Annotated in this window: 26 protein-coding genes; 4 read left to right on the top strand and 22 right to left on the bottom strand. The window is 42.4% G+C overall.

What is annotated here, in order from left to right:
• The 22 genes from FB379_RS10335 to FB379_RS10230 all read right to left on the bottom strand — a co-directional run bounded on the left by FB379_RS10335 (position 1) and on the right by FB379_RS10230 (position 15,800).
• A complete protein-coding gene (locus FB379_RS10335; RefSeq protein ID WP_144597934.1) occupies positions 1-1,053 on the bottom strand; it encodes a restriction endonuclease in 1,053 nt (350 codons plus the stop codon).
• An 82-nt stretch (positions 1,054-1,135) separates the two neighbouring features.
• Positions 1,136-1,639 carry a sigma-70 family RNA polymerase sigma factor gene (locus tag FB379_RS10330; protein ID WP_144597933.1) on the bottom strand — a complete coding sequence of 168 codons (504 nt, stop codon included), beginning with the start codon at positions 1,637-1,639 and terminating at the stop codon, positions 1,136-1,138.
• A gap of 98 nt (positions 1,640-1,737) precedes the next feature.
• Positions 1,738-2,466: a hypothetical protein gene (locus tag FB379_RS10325; RefSeq protein ID WP_144597931.1), complete on the bottom strand. Its 729-nt coding sequence runs from the start codon at positions 2,464-2,466 to the stop codon at positions 1,738-1,740.
• A 34-nt stretch (positions 2,467-2,500) separates the two neighbouring features.
• The gene (locus tag FB379_RS10320) at positions 2,501-2,785 is read right to left on the bottom strand and encodes a hypothetical protein (RefSeq protein WP_144597930.1); all 285 of its coding nucleotides are present in this window, start codon (positions 2,783-2,785) and stop codon (positions 2,501-2,503) included.
• A 12-nt stretch (positions 2,786-2,797) separates the two neighbouring features.
• A complete protein-coding gene (locus FB379_RS10315) occupies positions 2,798-2,998 on the bottom strand; it encodes an XtrA/YqaO family protein (protein WP_144597928.1) in 201 nt (66 codons plus the stop codon).
• 627 nt (positions 2,999-3,625) lie between these two features.
• On the bottom strand, positions 3,626-5,011 hold the full coding sequence (locus tag FB379_RS10310; protein WP_144597926.1) for a DEAD/DEAH box helicase: 1,386 nt from the start codon (positions 5,009-5,011) through the stop codon (positions 3,626-3,628).
• The gene (locus tag FB379_RS10305) at positions 5,001-5,309 is read right to left on the bottom strand and encodes a VRR-NUC domain-containing protein (protein ID WP_422386929.1); all 309 of its coding nucleotides are present in this window, start codon (positions 5,307-5,309) and stop codon (positions 5,001-5,003) included. Before FB379_RS10305 ends, FB379_RS10310 begins: the two co-directional genes overlap by 11 nt.
• Before the next feature lie 263 nt (positions 5,310-5,572).
• Positions 5,573-7,918 carry a virulence-associated E family protein gene (locus FB379_RS10300; protein ID WP_144597960.1) on the bottom strand — a complete coding sequence of 782 codons (2,346 nt, stop codon included), beginning with the start codon at positions 7,916-7,918 and terminating at the stop codon, positions 5,573-5,575.
• Between the two features lie 271 nt (positions 7,919-8,189).
• Positions 8,190-8,612 (bottom strand): hypothetical protein, encoded by a 423-nt coding sequence (locus FB379_RS10290; protein WP_144597920.1) that lies wholly within the window; start codon positions 8,610-8,612, stop codon positions 8,190-8,192.
• A gap of 11 nt (positions 8,613-8,623) precedes the next feature.
• Entirely contained in the window at positions 8,624-9,214 is a 591-nt protein-coding gene (locus tag FB379_RS10285) for a hypothetical protein (RefSeq protein WP_144597918.1), read from the bottom strand.
• Positions 9,215-9,219: 5 nt separating this feature from the next.
• On the bottom strand, positions 9,220-11,178 hold the full coding sequence (locus FB379_RS10280) for a DNA polymerase (protein ID WP_144597916.1): 1,959 nt from the start codon (positions 11,176-11,178) through the stop codon (positions 9,220-9,222).
• Positions 11,175-11,492, bottom strand: a complete 318-nt coding sequence (locus FB379_RS10275; protein WP_144597914.1) for a nucleoside triphosphate pyrophosphohydrolase family protein — start codon at positions 11,490-11,492, stop codon at positions 11,175-11,177. The genes FB379_RS10280 and FB379_RS10275 overlap by 4 nt, the downstream gene beginning before the upstream one ends.
• 60 nt (positions 11,493-11,552) lie before the next feature.
• Entirely contained in the window at positions 11,553-12,146 is a 594-nt protein-coding gene (locus FB379_RS10270) for a DUF2815 family protein (RefSeq protein ID WP_144597912.1), read from the bottom strand.
• Positions 12,143-13,339: a DUF2800 domain-containing protein gene (locus tag FB379_RS10265; protein ID WP_144597911.1), complete on the bottom strand. Its 1,197-nt coding sequence runs from the start codon at positions 13,337-13,339 to the stop codon at positions 12,143-12,145. The genes FB379_RS10270 and FB379_RS10265 overlap by 4 nt, the downstream gene beginning before the upstream one ends.
• Positions 13,336-13,704, bottom strand: a complete 369-nt coding sequence (locus tag FB379_RS10260) for a hypothetical protein (protein ID WP_144597909.1) — start codon at positions 13,702-13,704, stop codon at positions 13,336-13,338. The genes FB379_RS10265 and FB379_RS10260 overlap by 4 nt, the downstream gene beginning before the upstream one ends.
• A gap of 58 nt (positions 13,705-13,762) precedes the next feature.
• A complete protein-coding gene (locus tag FB379_RS18575) occupies positions 13,763-13,924 on the bottom strand; it encodes a hypothetical protein (RefSeq protein WP_199757338.1) in 162 nt (53 codons plus the stop codon).
• Positions 13,921-14,109 carry a hypothetical protein gene (locus tag FB379_RS10255; protein ID WP_144597907.1) on the bottom strand — a complete coding sequence of 63 codons (189 nt, stop codon included), beginning with the start codon at positions 14,107-14,109 and terminating at the stop codon, positions 13,921-13,923. Before FB379_RS10255 ends, FB379_RS18575 begins: the two co-directional genes overlap by 4 nt.
• Positions 14,109-14,369 carry a hypothetical protein gene (locus FB379_RS10250; RefSeq protein ID WP_144597905.1) on the bottom strand — a complete coding sequence of 87 codons (261 nt, stop codon included), beginning with the start codon at positions 14,367-14,369 and terminating at the stop codon, positions 14,109-14,111. Before FB379_RS10250 ends, FB379_RS10255 begins: the two co-directional genes overlap by 1 nt.
• Positions 14,370-14,381: 12 nt before the next feature.
• A complete protein-coding gene (locus tag FB379_RS10245) occupies positions 14,382-14,594 on the bottom strand; it encodes a hypothetical protein (RefSeq protein ID WP_144597903.1) in 213 nt (70 codons plus the stop codon).
• Positions 14,595-14,601: 7 nt separating this feature from the next.
• On the bottom strand, positions 14,602-14,907 hold the full coding sequence (locus FB379_RS10240; protein WP_144597901.1) for a helix-turn-helix domain-containing protein: 306 nt from the start codon (positions 14,905-14,907) through the stop codon (positions 14,602-14,604).
• 15 nt (positions 14,908-14,922) lie between these two features.
• The gene (locus FB379_RS10235) at positions 14,923-15,546 is read right to left on the bottom strand and encodes a BRO-N domain-containing protein (protein ID WP_144597900.1); all 624 of its coding nucleotides are present in this window, start codon (positions 15,544-15,546) and stop codon (positions 14,923-14,925) included.
• Complete coding sequence (locus FB379_RS10230; protein ID WP_144597898.1) at positions 15,543-15,800, bottom strand: helix-turn-helix transcriptional regulator; 258 nt, start codon at positions 15,798-15,800, stop codon at positions 15,543-15,545. The genes FB379_RS10235 and FB379_RS10230 overlap by 4 nt, the downstream gene beginning before the upstream one ends.
• Positions 15,801-15,982: 182 nt before the next feature.
• Here FB379_RS10230 and FB379_RS10225 point away from each other — a divergent pair, with 182 nt between their 5' ends.
• The 4 genes from FB379_RS10225 (at position 15,983) to FB379_RS18780 (ending at position 19,487) form a co-directional block, all read left to right on the top strand.
• Complete coding sequence (locus FB379_RS10225) at positions 15,983-16,327, top strand: helix-turn-helix domain-containing protein (protein ID WP_144597896.1); 345 nt, start codon at positions 15,983-15,985, stop codon at positions 16,325-16,327.
• Between the two features lie 4 nt (positions 16,328-16,331).
• Complete coding sequence (locus FB379_RS10220; RefSeq protein WP_144597895.1) at positions 16,332-16,793, top strand: ImmA/IrrE family metallo-endopeptidase; 462 nt, start codon at positions 16,332-16,334, stop codon at positions 16,791-16,793.
• Positions 16,794-16,878: 85 nt separating this feature from the next.
• Positions 16,879-18,102, top strand: coding sequence for a tyrosine-type recombinase/integrase (locus FB379_RS10215; RefSeq protein ID WP_144597893.1), 1,224 nt, complete (start codon positions 16,879-16,881; stop codon positions 18,100-18,102).
• Between the two features lie 1,091 nt (positions 18,103-19,193).
• Positions 19,194-19,487 carry a hypothetical protein gene (locus FB379_RS18780; protein WP_242009317.1) on the top strand — a complete coding sequence of 98 codons (294 nt, stop codon included), beginning with the start codon at positions 19,194-19,196 and terminating at the stop codon, positions 19,485-19,487.
• The last annotated feature ends 203 nt before the right edge of the window (positions 19,488-19,690 follow it).

Genomic DNA, 19,690 nt, shown 5'->3' with positions numbered 1-19,690 from the left:
TTATTGGTTCTCTTTATTTTTTTCTTCTGTAACAGATATTTGTTTATTTACATCTTCAGCGTATGCTTTCAATGCTTTTTGTAATTGTTCTGGCAATTGAATATCAAGATTTTCTGCATTGGCAACCAGTCTCTCTTTTTGCTGTTCAGTTGGCTCATTAATACTTTCTTGTCCTTGATTTTGTTCTTGCTGTTTTGTTCTACGCCATTCTAACAATCTCCCTATGATTCCTGGTGTATCTAATTCCATTCCAAAAAATTTCACTCTTCCACCTATCACACCAACCAAACCTACAGATACCATAATTATGATAGGAATATACCCTATAAGCTCAATTGTTCCGGGCGATTGAACATTAACTTTAATATCAATTTCATCGTCAGAATTACGATCAGCTATCGTTAACAAATCGGACATGAAAGGTATTAAATGACGTGCCTTGATATGCTCTTTTTTACGTACATGCAGTATAAAATGACACTTATCTCCCTTAATATAGAAATCAAATAATGATTTATCAATATATTCAGCATAACCATCCGCGTTAGAAATTGTGTGATGTGAATAAATAAGTTTGTACAATTGTGGGTCCATATTATCTCGTTTTATAACTTTAACCCACTTTATTCTTCTTCTTTTTCGATATGGACATACACCTTCGTATTCGAAGAGTAGTTCTGGATGTTCGTCAATGTTTTCTACCTCAAAAGGAATTTCCTCTTCATATGGTTCAGTATCTTGAATAACCCCAAAATGTATGAAAGTAGATTTACTCGAAGGAATCAGCACAATGTCCCCTTTTTTCATGTCGTTGCAAAACGTTTTTATTTGATTCGCGACATAGTTTGGTCTATTCTCGTTTTTATATTTTTCTCTAACAATATCCTCTAAAGGTCTGTTTTCTTTCAAATGTTTCAATTCAATTTGATTCCACCCAATACCTATGAATCCATCATTTACAAAACTATCATAATATTCTCCTGAATTTGTCCTTACAAACCAATATCTTTGGTTTTCGGGGATTCGCGGAATATGTTTAATTAACTGCTCCATTTACATTCCTCTCCTTGAAAAAGATTTATTTTACAAAATTTTATACCAATTTTGTTTTTGTATCTAGTATTGAATAAAAGCCTCATCCGCATAAGCAGAAGAGGCTCTCAGTTTTTCTTTCAGCTATTTTCTTTTCCGCACGTTCAATCATTGTTTGGACGGCTCCCTTTGAAATACATAAATAGTTTGCGATTTGACCGTATGATAAGCAATGGCCTCTGGACATCAAATATACTTCTCGTTCTCTCTCCGTAAGAACGGACAAAGCGTCTTCAATTCGCTGACGATCCCATTCATCAATTTTATGTTCTTGCAGATGATCATCCCACTCATAAACATCTTCATCTGTACTTCTGAAATATCTTTGCATTAGTAACGGATCAAACGGTTTTTCCCTTTGATAAGCTGCTCTCCGCTCAATACCTCTTCTGTTCCCTGGCATTCTACTTGTTTTCATCCATTCCAACGAATATACCAAATCAGAAATCATACCGGAAATGATTTTTTTATCCTCGTCATTGGCCGTTTTATACATTTTTCTAGCTTGCTTCAAAGCGTCACTATATTGTTGGATTAGATCAATCATGATCATTCTCCTTTCTTTGATTGATTCCAAACAAAAAAGGACACCAAACAACGCCTAAGCGTCATTCAGTGTCCTCCAGAGGGCTGGTAGAACAAGCATCATCTTTTTCTCCTTTTATTTATCATTGTTCCAATGAAGTCGTGATATTTTAAAGGAAAATAAAGCAAAAAAATTATAAAAGAGTATTTTAGTATATATTTAATATAGAGTCTTTTAGTATACCAAACAAACTCTTTATATAGTATTCCAGGTACATTTGCATCACCATAAACTAAAATATTTCCGTTAACTGGATTGATAAACAAAGGAAAATCTAAAACATCTTCAAAATTAACAACAATTTTATACTTTCTTGGATTCGATTCAAATAAGTGAGATTGTAAAAAACTTTCTAGTTCGGGCTCATTTTTGTTTATAGAATCTTCAACGTGAAACCATACAAATTTTTTACTTTTATCTTTGCATTTCATTCTGTAGTTCGCTTTTGCATTACCATTTCCAATTAATCTTATATTACCCGTAAGATGATAATTATTAATCGCATCATCATCTAAATAATTTGTATAGTGAATCAATTTTTTTCCATAATATGTTTTAAGCTCCTCATATTTTATAGGACGTATATGAAACTTGTCGGTATATTTAAGATAATTGTAGTACAAAAGAAAAATAATAATAAATGTTACTAAAACAAAAAAGGGATTAAGCAAAATCATAGCAACTATAAGTAATGAGAAATAAAAAGACAAAATAATGTTTCTTATAATAAGATTGATATGTCCAAATAGACCGTTAACCTTTTTCATTCGTTTTTCTTTTTTTCTCAAAACTCTTCCCCCTCGTGAAACAACCACCGTATACCTACACTAATTCTTCTAAATCTTCAATGTTTACAAACCCATACCTATTATTGTCCAAAAATTTCACTCTGGCTCTTAGGCCAAACCTATCATGCTCAGTAAAATTTAGGACTTGTACCCTTCGATCCCTATGCTTAAGTTTTAATTTATTGTGTGGTTTCACTACCAATTCATCACCTATTCTAATAGTAAATTTAGATAGTTGGTTTCCGTTGTGAGTCTTTTTTACTTTAATTTTTTCAATTCCATTAGCAGATTTTAGTATCTTAATTTCACAAAAAAACATTAGTTCTCCCTCCTAAAACTCTTCCCCCTCATCAAACTTCACCCTTTTCACCTTGCCCTGATGAGTGATAATCTTCGTTTCCCCATACGGTGGTAATTCAGTAATTTTCGCCTTCCCATCACAAACAACGATGGCAAAGCTTCCTTTTTGTTCCATTATATCAATTTCTAGTCTCATAGTACTAGGATTAATTTTAAGTTCTTTTAATCTCACAAAGACCCCTCCCAGTGTGATAAAATGGAGTTGGGTATGCATGCCGGGAGAGATCTCGGCGTTTTTATTTTGATGTTATTTTTTTAAGTAAACTGCATAATCTAAAATTAGGACGTCAAGAGCGTATCATCTCTTTATATTCTGAAAGGAGATGATCGCATTGAAGTGTTTATTTATCATAATTGTTCTAAGCAAAGACACTTTAATGGCTATCGTCAAATATATTAGGCAACTTTTTTGACAGTTGTTTATACTTTTTTCGGGCCAAACGTCCGATTCAAACTGATGATACGCAGGCCCGGCTTCTTCTAGAAGCCAAAGGCCTGCAGAAATAAAATAAATTAATACTGAAGGTAAATGAGAAAAATGCTGGTATTTTCTTTATTTCGGAAAAAATATCAGTATTTTTTTCTTTGTCTTTAATTAACAAATCCCAATTTCAAAGCATATTTACGAATATAAATAAAATAATTAATAAATGATTTTAAAGCTTATGAAGCTCTCATGGGTTAAATTTTTTCAGTTCATCCACCTAAACGTTGCGTTGTGACTTTGTCCAATATTTTAGTTTCACCAACTTTTTTATACTCATCTGGAAGCTGATGGTACACTTTATCAATAGCATGGTCATACTCTTTCACCCTCTTTCGCTTTTTCAATTCTAGCTTTCACTGCCTGCATCAAGGCCTCTTGGCCTGTTTCCTTTTGTTCTATAGCCTCAATTGCATCTTCATCCATTGTCCCTTCTGCCACAAGCCTCATGATCACAACACTTCTTGTTTGACCCTGCCGATGTACCCTGGCATTGGCCTGCATATATTCCTCCAAGCTCCATATTTGATCAAACCATACTACCGTTTGGCAACTGGACTCCTGCAGATTCAAACCGTGTCCTGCTGATTTAGGATGTAACAAAAGGATTGGTATCTCATCATTGTTCCAAGCTGTGATATCCTCGCTGCCCGCTTTTCCCTTCCGTAACACCTTGGCCTCTGGAAAGCGTTGCTGGATCCGGTCTAAGCTGTGCTGATAATTATAGAACACCATCACCGGCTTTCCATTGGCCGCCTCAATGATATCCTCTAGGGCATCCAGCTTAGCATCATGGATACGTTTGATTCCCCGCAGCTCATCATATACGGCTCCAGATGCCATCTGCAGCAATTTGTTTGACAGTACGGCAGCCGTTTGGGCGACAACATCCGCATCCTCATACTCAATCAACAATTCGCGTTCCAGTTTTTTATACAGTTTCCAGGCTTGTTCGGACATTTTGACAGGCAAGGTTCTTTCAATCTTTGGCGGCAACTCCAACCAGTCTTCGGCTTTCATACTGACGACAATGTCCGAAATGGCATCATAGATACGCTCTTCAGCCTCTTTTTTCTCTCGCCATTTATACACAGTGTGACCGTTACGTTCTCCGGGGACAAAGTATCGATCTCGGTAACCGGTGACGGTTTTTCCTAATCGTTCCCCTAAATCCAAAAGGTAGATCTGTGGCCATAAGTCAATTAGCCCGTTGGGCGCAGGTGTACCGGTCAATCCGACAACCCGCTTCATCATCGGTCTGACCCGTCTAAGAGCCCGGAAGCGTTTAGACTTGTGGTTTTTAAAACTAGACAGCTCGTCAATCACCACCATGTCAAAGTCCCATTTCCCCCCTAGCTCTCCAACTAACCAAACAACATTCTCTCGATTAACGACATAAATATCCGCATCAGCTTTTAATGCTCTTCGCCGTTGATCGACACTTCCTAAGATTTTACTGATGCGAAGATAATTCAAATGATCCCACTTTTCTATCTCCCTGGGCCAGGTATCGTTGGCGACCCGTAACGGGGCAATCACTAACACCTTATTTACCTCAAAGTAATCATTCAACAGCAGATCAATAGCTGTTAGAGTTGACACGGTTTTTCCCAAGCCCATTTCCAAAAACAGGCCGATATACGGCGTGTCAATAATCCGTTGAGTAGCATATTCCTGATACTTATGTGGCTTATATTTCAGTTTTACTCACCTCTTTACTTACCTTATCTATGAATCTATCAATCTCTTTAATCGAATCAATTTTGTAAACTTGGTGGCCCATTCCCTTCAAAATCTCAGCCCATCTTTTTTGAAGTGGTCCCATTCGGCCTCCTGGTTTTTTCAACTCGACGAACACCAATCGACCATTAGGTAGGATCACGATTCGGTCCGGTACCCCTCGGTTTCCTGGAGATACCCATTTCGGCGCCTTCCCTCCAATCCGTTCCACTTCCCGGACCAGATGTCGTTCAATGTCTGTTTCTCTCACGGCATGCATTCACCTCATGTTAGGTTGCTGAAGTTTACGCGCGCGCGCGTATATGCGTTAATTTACGTTTAGCATATAAGCGTTTATATGCTCTTTATATAAATCTTTTATTTATAGAAAATACTGCAACTACTGCAACAAACACCCTATAAAGCCTTTTACATCAAGGTTTTTGGCGGTTGCAGTAAATCAAATTTTAATGCAACCTTACTGCAACTCCTGTAACTTTTCCGGTTGCAGTGATCGCAGTAAAAAACGTTTACTGCAACGTCTTACTGCAACCCTTGATCTACTCTCTCAAAGACGGTTTGGACCCCATAGCCAGGTACTTTGGCTCGCCCTTTGCGTTCAACCCAACCAGGCATTTTCCGCATGATTTCACAAATCTCTTTTGCATCCCAAGGTTTCATGTCGCCACGCCGTTTGCCCAGGCATTCCACCCATATTTGGGCGGCACAGACCCGCTGCCGACGGCGACCCGTTGGGCGATCCAGTTCATCAAGTTCTTCGGATTCTAGCCATTCCTGAATCAAGCCTTCACGTGGATCGCTCTCCATGTGTGCAGCCTGTTGGCGTTCTGCTTCCTTCCTTGCCTCGCTATCCAGCTCCAGAGGTTCACCCGCCTTGTACCAGCTCAATACTTCCGCCCAAATTTGCTGTACACGTTCCTTGGTTAAATGTTCCCAATGGCTATATTGGGCCCTTTCCGGCCTAATCTCCACCGGCCAAAAACGGCGGTTCCCCGTGGTGTCTCTCAAAAACTCTCGAGTGTTTGTTGTTCCAAAGAACACGCATTTTCGTGGGAAATCGGACACCTGGCGGTCATAAGCTACCCGATAGCGATCTTCAGTTTTTGATAAGAAGGCTTTGACCTCCTCTACTTCTGACTTCTTCATAGCGGATAGCTCTCCAATTTCAAAAATCCAGGCGTTTTGCAGATGTTCTCCAGCCTCTTTGTTCTCAAACGTCCGCAAAGAATCTGAGAACCACTCTTGCCCCAGTTTTGCAAGTATACTACTTTTCCCGGCGCCTTGTGGCCCAACCAGAACTAACATTTGATCAAATTTGCATCCCGGTTCATACAACCGGGTGACAGCGGCCAGAAGCATTTTCCGACTGACTTGGCGAACATAATGGGTATCCTTAGCCCCCAGGTAATCAATAAATATTGCCTCTGCTCTTTCGACTCCGTCCCATTCCCGTGATTCAATGAACGATTTGATAGGGTGAAACATGTTCCTATGAACCACCTCCGTGAAAGCGTTTTGTATAATCCGAGCCGAATTGATATCATACGTTTTGGCAAACCAGTGCTGCAAACGCTTGTCATCAGCCCCTAACCAGGGCTCATAGGATCTATGCGTCCGTAACCGATCCCGCCATGGCAACCGCTTCAAGATCACCTCAGCGTTACCAAAGGCGTCATAAGCAAGAACATCTTTCCAAATCCCGTTTGACAAGATCAACTCTACATTTGCGGCTGTAGGAAGCGGGAGACCGGTTTTTGGATGTAGTTCCAGCTTTTCTTTCCAGCTGTCGTCTTGGTCATCATCCTCATCTTCGTCCTCGTTAAATTCTTCCTGAATCTCATCCATAATGAGCCGCTTCACTTCGGGAAGCCCTGCAGCAAAACGTTCCATCGCCACATGGCTAGGCAGTTTGGTGATGTTCGTTTTCTCACTTGCCTGGTCATCCAAGTGTCCAAATTTATGGATCCGTACTAGATCAAAAGCATTGACCTCCCGCCCACCGATTGGATCACTTTCGTGATGGGAGTAAGCAAACGTGTCGTCATCGTAGACCACAAGTCCGCCATAACCGGTTGAACCGACGTGGGTATATCGAGTCAGACTGTCATCTACCGGTTCATATTTGTCAGGGAGAAAACGGGCAATGGCTTCACTGATCGTGAAGCACCGACAAAATGCTCCGATCACTCCCGGTTTGCTCCGGGGGTCTTCCATCTTATTGCTTGTGGCCCGTTGCAGGGAATCATCCTTCGGATGCCGTGGCCACTGGTTGGGATCTCGCCAATCTTTGTATTGGTTCAAAATCTCATCTACATCTAAGGGATCGCCTTCGTATATTTTCTGAACCGGTTCCGCGTCTTTTGAGCAGGACGGCAGATACATCAGCCGATGGACGTCAAAAGTGGTTTTGTCGAAATATTGCATACCAATATGTTCTGCGATTTTCCGGCTTACGGCAGCGTATTCATCCGGGCTCATGGATCGATTGGCTGGTGCGACTAGTCTGTATTTTGGATGATGCGGCCGATGGCTGTGGGTCGAGTAGATGACGTAAGCATGGCCACCCAACACCAATTCGACCATAAAGATAAAATCATCATCCGCATGATCAGCATCTAGCGTGATGAGGCTGCGGGAGTCGATGTTCTGCTTTTTCCTCCGGCCGCTGCGGACGAACCCGCCCACAAAAGCCGGTCCGTCTTTGATTTTGCCTTTGGCAATATTACTCATGCGGTCGTACTCGGCCATGGTTTCAGATGTGCGGCGTATTTTACGAAGTCTTTCCACAAACTCATCCCACGTCAGATATTCCGGCTTCCAGTTCGTATCTGCCCGATGCTTTCCAAAACTGATATCCAGTTCGATGATGTCCACCCCCCCACACACATCCTTGTATAAATTCACTGTCTATATCTCATTTAAACGTTGTGCGTAAAATGGCTCAGAGTGACGTTCTTGCAAATCGCATCGTTTTTTCTGCTTATATGGATTCTTGAAGTCTATCTTCTTGATACAATACGTCTGTGTTATTGTTGTCTGCCGTTCGACGTTCGAGACATGTATCCGGCACGTATCGCCCGTGAAGTTTTTACATTTTGGACACAGCGCAGGATTGTACCGCACTGTGCCGTTTTCGTATTCAAATAGACGCACTGGTTTCAATCTCTTTTTCCTCCATTTCTGCAATCGGAATGTGTTTGAAATCACGAAAATAAGAACTTAAATCTAGTAAAGTTAAAGTGCCTTTGTTCTTAGTTTTTGGTTCTCGATAATGAATCTCTAGTCTGTCCCAGAGCACCGCGGTGTGTTTTTCAAAGCCTTTTAGCTTTTTCATAAACGCTTTATAAAGTTTATAGTTGATAACGATTCCTTCGATCCGCACTGGTAGCACTTTAGAAAGTGAGTAGATCCGCTTTAAGTTGTGCAGCTCTTTCATTTGATCTTCGAATTCAGCCCGTCTCCGTTCTTTTTCAAGGGCTTGAATTTTTTGATTGACGTTTTCAAGGTACAACTTCATTTCTTTCTTTAAATCTTCGAAACTACCGCTAATAAGCTTTAGCATTAGGACCCCTCCTAAATTTTTACCGGTGCGATTAAGATCGTAATATTTTCCGCTTTAAGAAAGATCGGCCTTAGTTTTGCTTGGTAAATAAATGAAAACTCTCGGCATTTCACTGCTTTCAACAGCTTGAGTGCGTCTAATAGAAACATCCCGTTGATTGCAAAACGATCTGGAAATGATACCGGTAAATAATAGGAAGCCCGTTCCCCGCTTTTGTAGTAACAAGCAAGCCGATTTCCTTTAAAAAACAAAACCGGTGTCTCTTTTAAAGCAACAGGAATGCAGCTCACGCAATCAACAGCTTGTAGTAGTTCTGTTGTTTTAAATTGATATACCTGATCAATTTGTTGATATACCGGATCATCCTTCATGAGCCGATCCACATTCGGGTAAGGAGTTTCAAGCTTTCGACCTTTCGTCGTATATACAGAGCCTAACGGTTTGTTATGTTCAATCCCTGATACTTTGTACATTCTTTTTGCGTCTGTCACCACTAACGATCCATCCGGGTGATGATATACGCCTTTTAGTTCCGGTCTGTTTTCGCTAACCGTTTTGATCACTTTTTCCGCGTGCCTCATGAATGTTGCGTAAGTAAGCATTATCATCAGTCCTTTCGATAAAACTCACATTCAAAACCGTCTGCAGTCAAAGGCAATCCAGGAGCCCAATTAATTGGTTCACTCATAATTTTGGCCACTTCTTCAACGGATCCGGTTCCGATCGGGACGTTTAGCACAACTTCGTCATGCACATGTATCACAATGTCGTACCCGGCTTTGTCTAACCGTTTCAAACTCTCCGCCAGGCAGTCCCGTGCGATGGCCTGAACCAGGTTTTCCACTAGTTTCCCACCGTAAGTTCTTTGCGGTTTCCACTTCTTCTTCACCTGGTCCATGCCGTCATATACTAGGCCGTCTTTGCCAAACTGCGGATCTGGTTCAATTCGTGGCCGGACATAGGCCAGGCTTCGGCCGCTGGGTAGATCAGCAAACAGGATACCTGCTTCATATCGGTATTTGACGCCGTGAGCCAGTTTCACCGTTGTCTTTTGACGAACAGCACTGATTGCAGCCTCTTCTGCGTCATACCAAAGTCGGACAATGTTTGGATTAGCATCGCGCCATTGCTGGACTAACCTTGGCAGTTCTTCCTCCGGGATTCCGCTTTTCAGGGCACCCATCGCGATCAATGCTTGCGGGCCGCCCTGATATCCGCAAGCCAATGTCGCTACTTTTCCCTTTGCGCGTAGCTCATAGTTGGGATGGCCCTTCACAATCGTTTCAAATGGGACTTTGAACATGTTAGCTGCGGTGGCCTCGTAGATCTTGCCGTGGTCACGGAACACGTTTAACACCCATTTTTCATCTGCCAGCCAGGCCACTACCCGTGCTTCAATGGCAGAGAAGTCGCTAACAATAAATCGGCAGCCGGGGGATGGGATGAAAGCGGTGCGGATCAGCTGGCTCAGCACGAACGGTGGTGGGCCGTATAACAGTTCTAGTAGTTCAAAGTCTTCGCTTCTGAGAACTTCCCTGGCCAAAGCCAGGTCTTCCAATTTGTTCTGAGGCAGGTTTTGAACTTGGATCAACCTCCCTGCCCATCTCCAGGTACGATTGGCTCCGCAGAATTGGAGCAGTCCCCGTGCTCGCTCATCCTGACAAATTACTTCATCCATCTTTTTGTACTTATCCACGCTTGTCTTCCCTAACTCCTGCCTGATCTCCAGCACTCGACGCACCTCGTCATCCGGTGCCTGTTCAATTAAATCCGCCATATGCTCTTTGGCTAGACTGTCGGTTTCCAAGCCGTTTTCACGAAGCCACGTTTTTAGTTGAACATCGCTGTTTGGGTTTTCCAACCCCGTTATCTCTTTGGCTTCGGCTATTAGCCGTTCTGTGTACTGCCGGTCACACTCAATAGCCGCTTTGAATAGTGCCGGGTCTAGTCTAACCCCCCGGTCATTGATTTTTTGGTCCAGTGCCCATAATTTCCATTCATGGTCTGGTACTGGGAAGCGTTGTAATTTCCGTCTGATTTCCCGTTCCACCACCACGTCTTGTCGGTTGTATTCTTTGAACTGCTGCCACTTTTCTGGATCGTGGTGTGGGTGGTTTCGGGTTCGTTGGCCATTTGATTTAGTGGGCTTGCATGGCACAGAGAAATACTTGATCAGGTTTTTGCCACGGGTGTCTTTTTTTGCTTTCAACTTGAGTACCTCAGCTACTTTCTCAAGGGAACCGGGCAGCCCCAAAGTCATGGCCCATACCGCCGTGCATCGCCATTGACGCGGATCGCATGTAATATCAAAGTGTTTCGCTATACACGTCCGCTCAAAGTTCGCATTGAAAGCGGTCTTTATGATTTCTGGGTTTGTCAGATCCTGCAAGACTTGATCCGGCAATTTCTCCCCGGTTGCCAAATCCACTACCTGAACAGGATCATCATCGTAAGCGTAGGCAAACAATAGGATCTCAAAATCTGGTGCCTCAACGTAGCGGTAAACGCCACAAGAAGTGAGATCATCACTAGAATAGGTTTCAATGTCGATTTGCAAGATGGTCATGTCGCTCTCTCCCGGCTAGCTTCTTTACTAAATCCGTTAGGATACCGAAGCATGAGTTTTTCAATGTTTTTTCTAGCCACTTCGTTCAGTTCAATGCCCATCCAAGCGGCTAATTGAGAGACATACCAGAGTACATCCCCCAGCTCCTTAATCATCTCCTCACGTTCTAATGGATGACCATGAAAAACATGTTTTTTAACTAGGTCCGCTACCTCACCAGCTTCCCCAGCAACTCCGAGTGCAAAGTTTGTCAAAGCTTCGTCTTTAAGATTTGCCGTTCGCCCGGCCAGTTTTTGATACTCATTCAGATTCAAAGGTCTCCCTCCCTACTTATAAGAAAAGGGGCGAGGCCCCTTTTCTTTTTCTCTACTTTTCTATTGCAAAAAGTCGTCATCATCTTCCAGAACGTCATCGAATTCAATCTCAGCAAACTCATCCTCTAGTCGGGCACGACCGCCTAGTGGTTCACCGTCTTGAACCTTTACGATATTGTTTAACCCCACAGCTATGCCTCGATTCCCGTTTTTGTTGAAAGGATAGAAATTGATACTGATGCGGGCGTAGCAACCGCTATAAACCTCCGTACTGTCCGTAATCTCCTCAAATTTTGTTTTTCCATCAGGAGTCTTACCGATCGGTTTGGCAATCCCTGGTTTTGTTTTGCTGCTAGCGTTGATGAAGTAATGGCCTGCATAGGCTTCATCATCTGGCCGCTCCTCATCTCCATCCCGTAGAGGTAGTTTTAAGTTAGCCGGAATCTTGCCTCCCCACTGACTCTTACCAAGTTCTTTTGCTGCTTCAATAGCGGTTTTGATTTTCCGCAAGGTTTCTTTATCTTCTTTAGGGATAAGGATAGAGGTACTATACTTTTCTTCCCCACCATCAATCGATTGGGGCTGGAATACATGAACGTATGATAGGCGCACCTTCCCTGTAATCACTTTTGTAGCGTTGTTATCGATCATCATTGATCAACCTCCATATCAATATTTGCAAATTCATGTTCAATGCTATTGAGCGCTGGTCGTTTGTCAGTTTCAGGTACTAAGACTGGTTTCCCTTGGGGCTTAATAATGAGATCTCCAGCAATTTCAGCCAGCTTTTTCTTAGTGACTACTTTTTCAAGTTTAGAAACGCCTAGTAGTTTCGTCTCCGTAATATCTTTCAGCTTAAATCCAGCTTCACGCAATCGCTGCTTTAGCGCTTCTTCATCCGTAATGATGCGGTTCGATCGCCCTTCGACTAGTTTCCACTGTGGAATCTTCTCGCCTTTCAGTGCTTGTTCGTGAGCATATTCTTCCACATCTTTTGCCCATGCCTTGAGCTGATCAGCGATGAACAGAATGGAGCCTATTTCCTCATGACTGAGCAGTGCCGGGTCTTGAAATTCGTATTTCAGCGCTTCCATGTTCGCTTCAGCTCTCGCCCGACAAGTAGCTTTTACTTTGCACCATCGGCAGTGATTTCCGGCTTTAAACTCCCCTTTTCCTTCCCACGCCAGAGCGGCAACCGGCTTAACGGTGTTTTCTCCCCACTCAAGTAGTTCTTCAATTAGAACCGTGTCCGTACTGATACTATCCAAGCGGGGCTGTACAATCGTCATTTGCACTTCACGGATATCATACAGCCAGTGGTGTGATGCCCAGGCTCCCAGGGCGTAAAGTCTCATTTGAGGGTTGCCAATGGCACTAACCGGCACACCTTTCCCATACTTTAGGTCGATGATCTCCATCACTCCATCCGCGATCAGAACCACGTCGCCCGTTCCAAACCCTTCCGGTACCCATTCTGAAAAATCAAGACGTTCTTCCAGAAGGGCAACAGCATCACGGGATCGGGATTTAGCTGTAAGAAATCGTTCGCAAACAAAGTCTACATACCATTGAATCGCTTCTTCCATTTCAGCGTTATAGTACTTGCTGGTCTTGATTTCCTCGAACCGTTTCTCAAGTTTTTCCCGTTGTTTCGAGTTGCATGGGAAAATCCGCCGGCGCAAGAGAGTCTCTGACAGCTCATGCGCCGTGGTTCCTTCCGCTGCGTATTCACTGGTTTTGTCTGGAATGCCTTCTTGAAGCCTTGCGCTAGGAGGACAATTCAACCACCGTTCGGCCTGGGATGCACTCAGCAGAGCATGATCCCGTTCAGCATGTGCCTGGCTCACAGCGCCTCCACCTCCGCCATAAACTCGGCTCGTTTTTCTTCTGGAACGGTAGAGATGGACTTGCATCCGTATTTTTGGAGAAGAGCTTTAATCGCCTGCTTGCCTTCCGGAGTCTTACCCTTCTCCTGAGCTTTAGCCCGGAGCTCTACAATGGAAGGGACTGGTTCATCTGGCGTTGTTTGAGCCTTTGGTTTTTGGGGTTGAGGTTTCGTTTTTTGTTTAGTAGACTCAGTTTCAGAAGTTGAGACTTCTGTTTTTGGTGAAACATCTACTCGTTGCGTCTTAAAAACGGTATCCGCTAACTCTTGAATTAGTTTCATAGTTTCTTCAGCTGTTTCAGCTGAAATCGTGATTTGGATCGGCATGATATCTCTCCTTTCTTGTGATATATTAAAAGTTAATAGGTGTTTTTCTTGGTCCGCTTCATAGCGGGCTTTTTTTCTTTTTCCAGAAGTGTTGGTATAATAATTTTTTCGCTCTCAATTCAGTTGCCAGCAACAATGCCGGATTTTCGCGTATTTCTTCGCACAATCTACGAACCTCTGAAACTTTCATCAAGCGGCTAGCGGAGAAGCATACACTCATTTGTCTCCCTCCAATGCTTGCTCTAATACATATTTCACTTTTGACCTTGTTCCAGGACCACCGTATTCCATCAGTTCCAGTGCTTCTTTGATTGCTGTTTCATACTGTTTGTTTTTGAGAAGTAAATCACTAACCATTTCAGCCCATTCTTCTTCTGTTCTTTCTTGACAATCGAAATCCGCCATCACTCATTACCCTTTCTCAAAATAACCGCAACATAAAGCTTGACTTTGCCATTCTCACCAAAATGGATAAGGTCGACAACAAACAAATCCACAATACTATATGAGCCATTTTTTGCTAATACTTGGAATCTTGTGAGAGGATAATTGGTCTCTTGGTCGACGATTTCTAGCGTTGATTCTGGGTATTGGTTTGAGATGACGTTGAGCGCCACACTCAAAGCTTCGTTTTCAGCTGCAGTATCCACGTATACGGTTTTCATTTTTTCACCTCCTCAAATACTCCGTGCTTCTGACACCGCTCGATAAAGCTGCATCACGAACGGGTTTGCTGTTTCAAACGATTCGTTTCGCAAAGACGGTATTCCGTATGCTTGCTCCAAATCCGTCATGAGATTTGCTAGGCGTACGTCTCGCCAGTGGCTCGGCTCTTGTCTCAAAATCTCTTTGAACCGATTGGTCCAAGCTAGCATTTCACCGAATGTCATTTGGATTTCACCTCCCTTCCACATAATTCTTTTCTTCCTGTTCACGGATCCACTGATCGAGCCTGCTGCTGCTGAACAAATACCGGGGGTTCTTGCTGCCGTCCGCACCGTGTACCCGATGTGGGATGCGTTTTTCTCGGCACAACCGGCGCAAGGTATATTCAGACATGTGCAGATACTCGCATGCTTCTGAAAATGTGAGTGTGCGATCGGGTGAAAGATTCATCTCCGCTCGCAACTCTTGGAGCAGCTCAGTTTTGAGCTGTTCTTTCAGGTCAGCAATGATGGCAGCGAACGCTTTTTCAGGAGCCATGATTTATCCTCCTTATCAGCTGATCATGTATTTGTTATAGATTGTTTTACTAACAGACAGCTCAAGGCCGAACTTTTTCACCAAAGCCATCAGGTTTACTGTGTCTTCAAGTACTTGCTGCCGCTTAACAAGCATGTCTGGCGTCATGTCATTTTTCTTAATTATCTTCGGGTATCCATACATGGAGGACACAGCTTTGTTTGCGATTGTGTTTGCCTTGATGAAATCTACCCGAACCGGTTTCTCCAAAGATTCTTTGAGCTTGCGCATAGCTTCTTTTTGGTGCTCTTTGTCGAGCATGCGGAATATTTGGAAGCCTTCAAGGCCGGTAGACTGGCGGAGTTGTTTGATTACCTGTTTGACCCACTTTTTGAACGCCTTTGCTTCCTGACGCCGGCTGTTGAATATTGCTTCATAGATTCCTGTTTCAGAAATAACGATCATTTCTTGATTTCCTCCAGGGGTACGCACAATGTGCGTATCCTTTTCCTCATTATCCATAAGCCGTGTCATGTCAGAAGCCATTCGGTAACCCAAAGCACCAGCTACATCTTTAGCGACCGCCCACCAATCGCCCGGGTCCTTTTCTACAAACCGAATTTGGCGACTGTTCCAGATTTCGGTTTTTAAAGATGTCATGTCCGCACCTCCTTCCATGAATTTTTTTGTTCCTTTTTAGGAACGTTTGGTTCAAAAAAATATTCGATTGGAACTCTAAACCCATTATGAAGTCGTTTGACTTCACTTAAAGTGAAATCGCCACCGAATCCATTTAATTTCTTACTAATTGTGTTTGGTGTCATATCAAGTAATTCAGCTACATCTTTATGTTTTATTCCTTTCTCTACTAGAAATGCTTTTATCTTATTGTAAGGTTGCCTTTTCCTCGTCATTCAATATCACCTCCTTTTATCGTTCCGTTTTAGGAACAATTTAAATATACTCCTTTTTATTTTCAGTGTCAATAAAATTTGTTCCTTTTTCGGTATTATTTTTATTAAAAATGTTGCGTTTGTGGAACATGTATTATAAAATATTCCCGTAGAAGGAATATTTTTTAGGATGTGAATAGAAGATGAGCACTTTCGGAGAGAAAATTAAAAAGCTAAGAAAGAGTAAAAATTTAAGCATTGGAGAATTAGTGACAGAATTAAATAAAATTTACAAAACAAACATTAGCAAGAGTATGATTTCTCGATATGAAAATGATACTGCTGATCCGAAAATGGAAAACATAAGAATTCTTGCCGACTATTTCAATGTATCTGCGGATTATTTAGTAGGGATTAAGGATGAAAACAATAATATAACCACAATAGCTGCTCACCACGACGGTGATGAGGATTGGACCGAAGAAGAATTAGAGGAAATTGAACGCTTTAAAGAATTTATAAGGTCCAAAAGAAAACGCCAGGAGTGATGTCATGGTATACGAAAATTTGCTGCGGGAGGCAGAACAGCATGGTATAGACACTTACGAAAAGCCGATGACACCGACTATCAAGGGGTTGTATTCCGATAAAGTGATTTGGATAAACAAGAATATCCCTACTAATGACGAAAAAGCCTGCATCCTGGCTGAAGAATTAGGACACTACCACACATCCTCTGGCAACATTTTGGATCAGTCTAAAATATCGAATCGCAAACAAGAGCTTCTGGCTCGCACTTGGGCATACGAACGTCTTGTTCCATTACAAAAAATTGTACAAGCCCACAAAAACGGAATTCGTAATCGATATGAGCTTGCTGAATATCTCGGAGTGACTGAAGATTTCCTAAATTCAGCGATTAAGCGTTATCAAGAGAAATACGGTTTATGCGTCTCTGTTGAGAGTTATACTGTGTGTTTTGAGCCATTGGGCGTACTTGAAATGTTTGAGTAAACTTTGCGCTTTCCAGCCGCAAGGCTGTTCATATATATTTTTTAGACCGAACATATATTCTTATGAAAGGAGAATTGTTATTGCTATGAAAGGAAGTATCGAAAAGCGTGGGGAAAATTCGTGGCGGCTACGTGTCGATCTAGGGTATCATCCTGATGGTCGGCGGAATCGACCATCCAAGACCATTACAATTGAAGACAAAGCGTTGCTAAGAACGAAAAAGAAACTCCAGGATTACCTTGAGGATCAACTGGCCATCTTCAAGCAGGAGGTGTTGTCCGGCACCTACATCAAACCGGAAAAAACAACTTTCAAAGAATTTGTAGACAAGCATTGGCGGCCGAAATTCGCATCCGATCCGGACAACCTGGCCCCTTCCACACTCGTCGTGTATGACCAGCACCTTGCCACACACATTATACCGCGTTTCGGTCATATGCGATTAGACGACATACAGACCATGCACGTTGTTGATTTTCTAGCGTACCTGAAAACACCTGAGGCGAGGAAAGACGGAAAGCCAGGTACACTAGGAAATGGTACACAGCGAGACATTTTGAAAGTTTTGCGCAATGTTTTGAACATTGCGGTAGAGTGGAAATTCATTGCCCAGAATCCATGTGACGGAGTACGCTGGCCGAAGAAGCCGGAAACGAAGATCGAGGTGTACGATGAACCCGAAATCATGGAGATCATCGATGCGCTATACCAGCAACCTACCGTCTGGTGGCTCCTGATCTTGGGGACGTTTTTGGGCGGATTCCGACGCGGAGAGATTGTTGCGCTTGAGATCCAAGATTGCGACTTTGGGGACAACAGTATATTGATTGATGAAAACATCCCAATGAAAATTGATCGGGAATACCTCATCAAGGCTCCCAAAACCCGTTCATCCGTCCGAAAAGTCAAAATGCCCGCATGGTATATGGAAGAATTGAAAGAGTACGCTACAAAAGAGTGGAAACTCCAACGTTGGACAGCAGGATCAAAGTGGAAAGCTCCGGAAGGAAGACAATTTCTTTTCCATAAAGGAGACGGTCTACCCTATCACCCCAACTATGTTACACGTTGGTGGCGGGAGTTTTTGAAGAAAAACGGGTTTCGACATATTAAACTGCATGCCCTGCGCCATACCTCCGCTACTTTTTTGCTCGAGCAAGGTCTGACAGCCCGCGCTGTAGCAGAACGGCTTGGACATGCAAATGAAAAAACGCTCTTGTCCACGTACAGCCACGTGACCAAGAGCATGGAAGAACGGGCAGCACAGGAGTTTGACCGGTTCCAACGCCTCCCGAAATCAAATATATAGAAACCGTCCCCAATTCGTCCCCAACTTCGAAAAAGGGACGGCAACTACCTTTTTAAACCCCTAATATATCAAGGTTTTCAGTAACATTACATCACAATGTTACTATTCCTCATAGTTAAGATAAAAACCGGAAAGAATTTCCGATCATTGAAAAGCTACTCGAATAGTTTCAATTCCTCATAGTTAAGATAAAAACGATTTTATGGGCTATTTTAGTGTTGCTATGGTGGAGCGGTTTCAATTCCTCATAGTTAAGATAAAAACCAATGGCCGTAGATTTATTCGGTGCTGTCGTGTCCATGTTTCAATTCCTCATAGTTAAGATAAAAACCCCAAAAAAACGTTGTTAAATAAGCATTTCATTTTTAATGCTTGACTGGTTATTTTTATTTTAACGAAAAGTGGAATTTTTATCAAACCTTTGATTTGCTTGCGCTCAATAAAGAGTTGAAAGAGTCGTCGATCCCCGGGGATTTTTGCACGATTGGGGGTCGACGACTCTTTTTTATTTCTTTAAAACAGACGTTCCAAAGTTTTCCTGCCGACAATGAAATCCATGTTGTATCAACCATTTTACCTGACCCATCTGTTTTAATAAAGTAAACATCCGGCTCATTCCCTTCTCATTCAATTGAAGGAAGAGTGAGACCATATTTTTAACGTTTCATTCTGGAAAAATTGGTTTAGGTCTATTCGATCGGTACCTACGATCTAAAATAAGAACATGATCTGAAAAATGATTGGTACTTTTTACTTAAAATTCCTTTTTTTTCTTCCTGTTTACCAAAAGTTTCATATTTTCTCTTATAATGAAACAAAAAGCTGTTCCACATGTTGGAATCCATTTCGTTTCAATCGGAGGCATGAAGGCAGTGAATGTCAAGGTATATCCCTTCTGAATGGGAAAAGACGAAGAAAGGCATTGGCGACCTGATCGGTCTCGGTGTATGGGGCAAAGGCATGATTGATAATAAATCCCGCACCATTTGAAAAACAAAAGCGCAAACAGTGCACTGAAAGCCGGCCGGTTCGTAGACAACGCCCTGACCAATCTGAAAAATTCAATCCCTGACCGGCAAATGGGATTGGCCATGGAAGGGATTGGGAACGTTAAGACTCCGGTCGAGAACACCAATGGATTGGAGAATAAAGTTCGAGCTTATCTAAGTGAGAAGACGGGGGTAAATTTAGGCGGAAGTAAAGCAGGCAACGATGGCGGTGAACTTGGCACTAAGGGTACGGGTAATGTACAAACTGGTGGCAGGGAACTTTCAATTGATGAATATCTAAAGAAACTTGATAAAGCAGAAGAGATGTATGAATCTTTTAGAAAATCCAAAACTGATGTCCAGTCTATCGCTAAAAACACAGGAATGACCGAATAGAGAATACAAAGAATTAAGGAGCATTTATTTATCAAAGAGCACATAAAAGAACATGGAATTGGACGCTTTGATCCAGATTATCAAATTGCGCAAGCTTGGGATAGACTTCAAAAAGGTACTTATATCAAGAATGATATTGATTTGTTAAATCATGAACTTTTTGAATCAAAATTTGAAGGAATATTCAAAACGGATTACAGGAC

Source organism: Aeribacillus composti (assembly GCF_007827555.1).
Taxonomy (GTDB): domain Bacteria; phylum Bacillota; class Bacilli; order Bacillales; family Aeribacillaceae; genus Aeribacillus; species Aeribacillus composti.
This window is presented reverse-complemented; position numbering and strand designations above follow the sequence as displayed.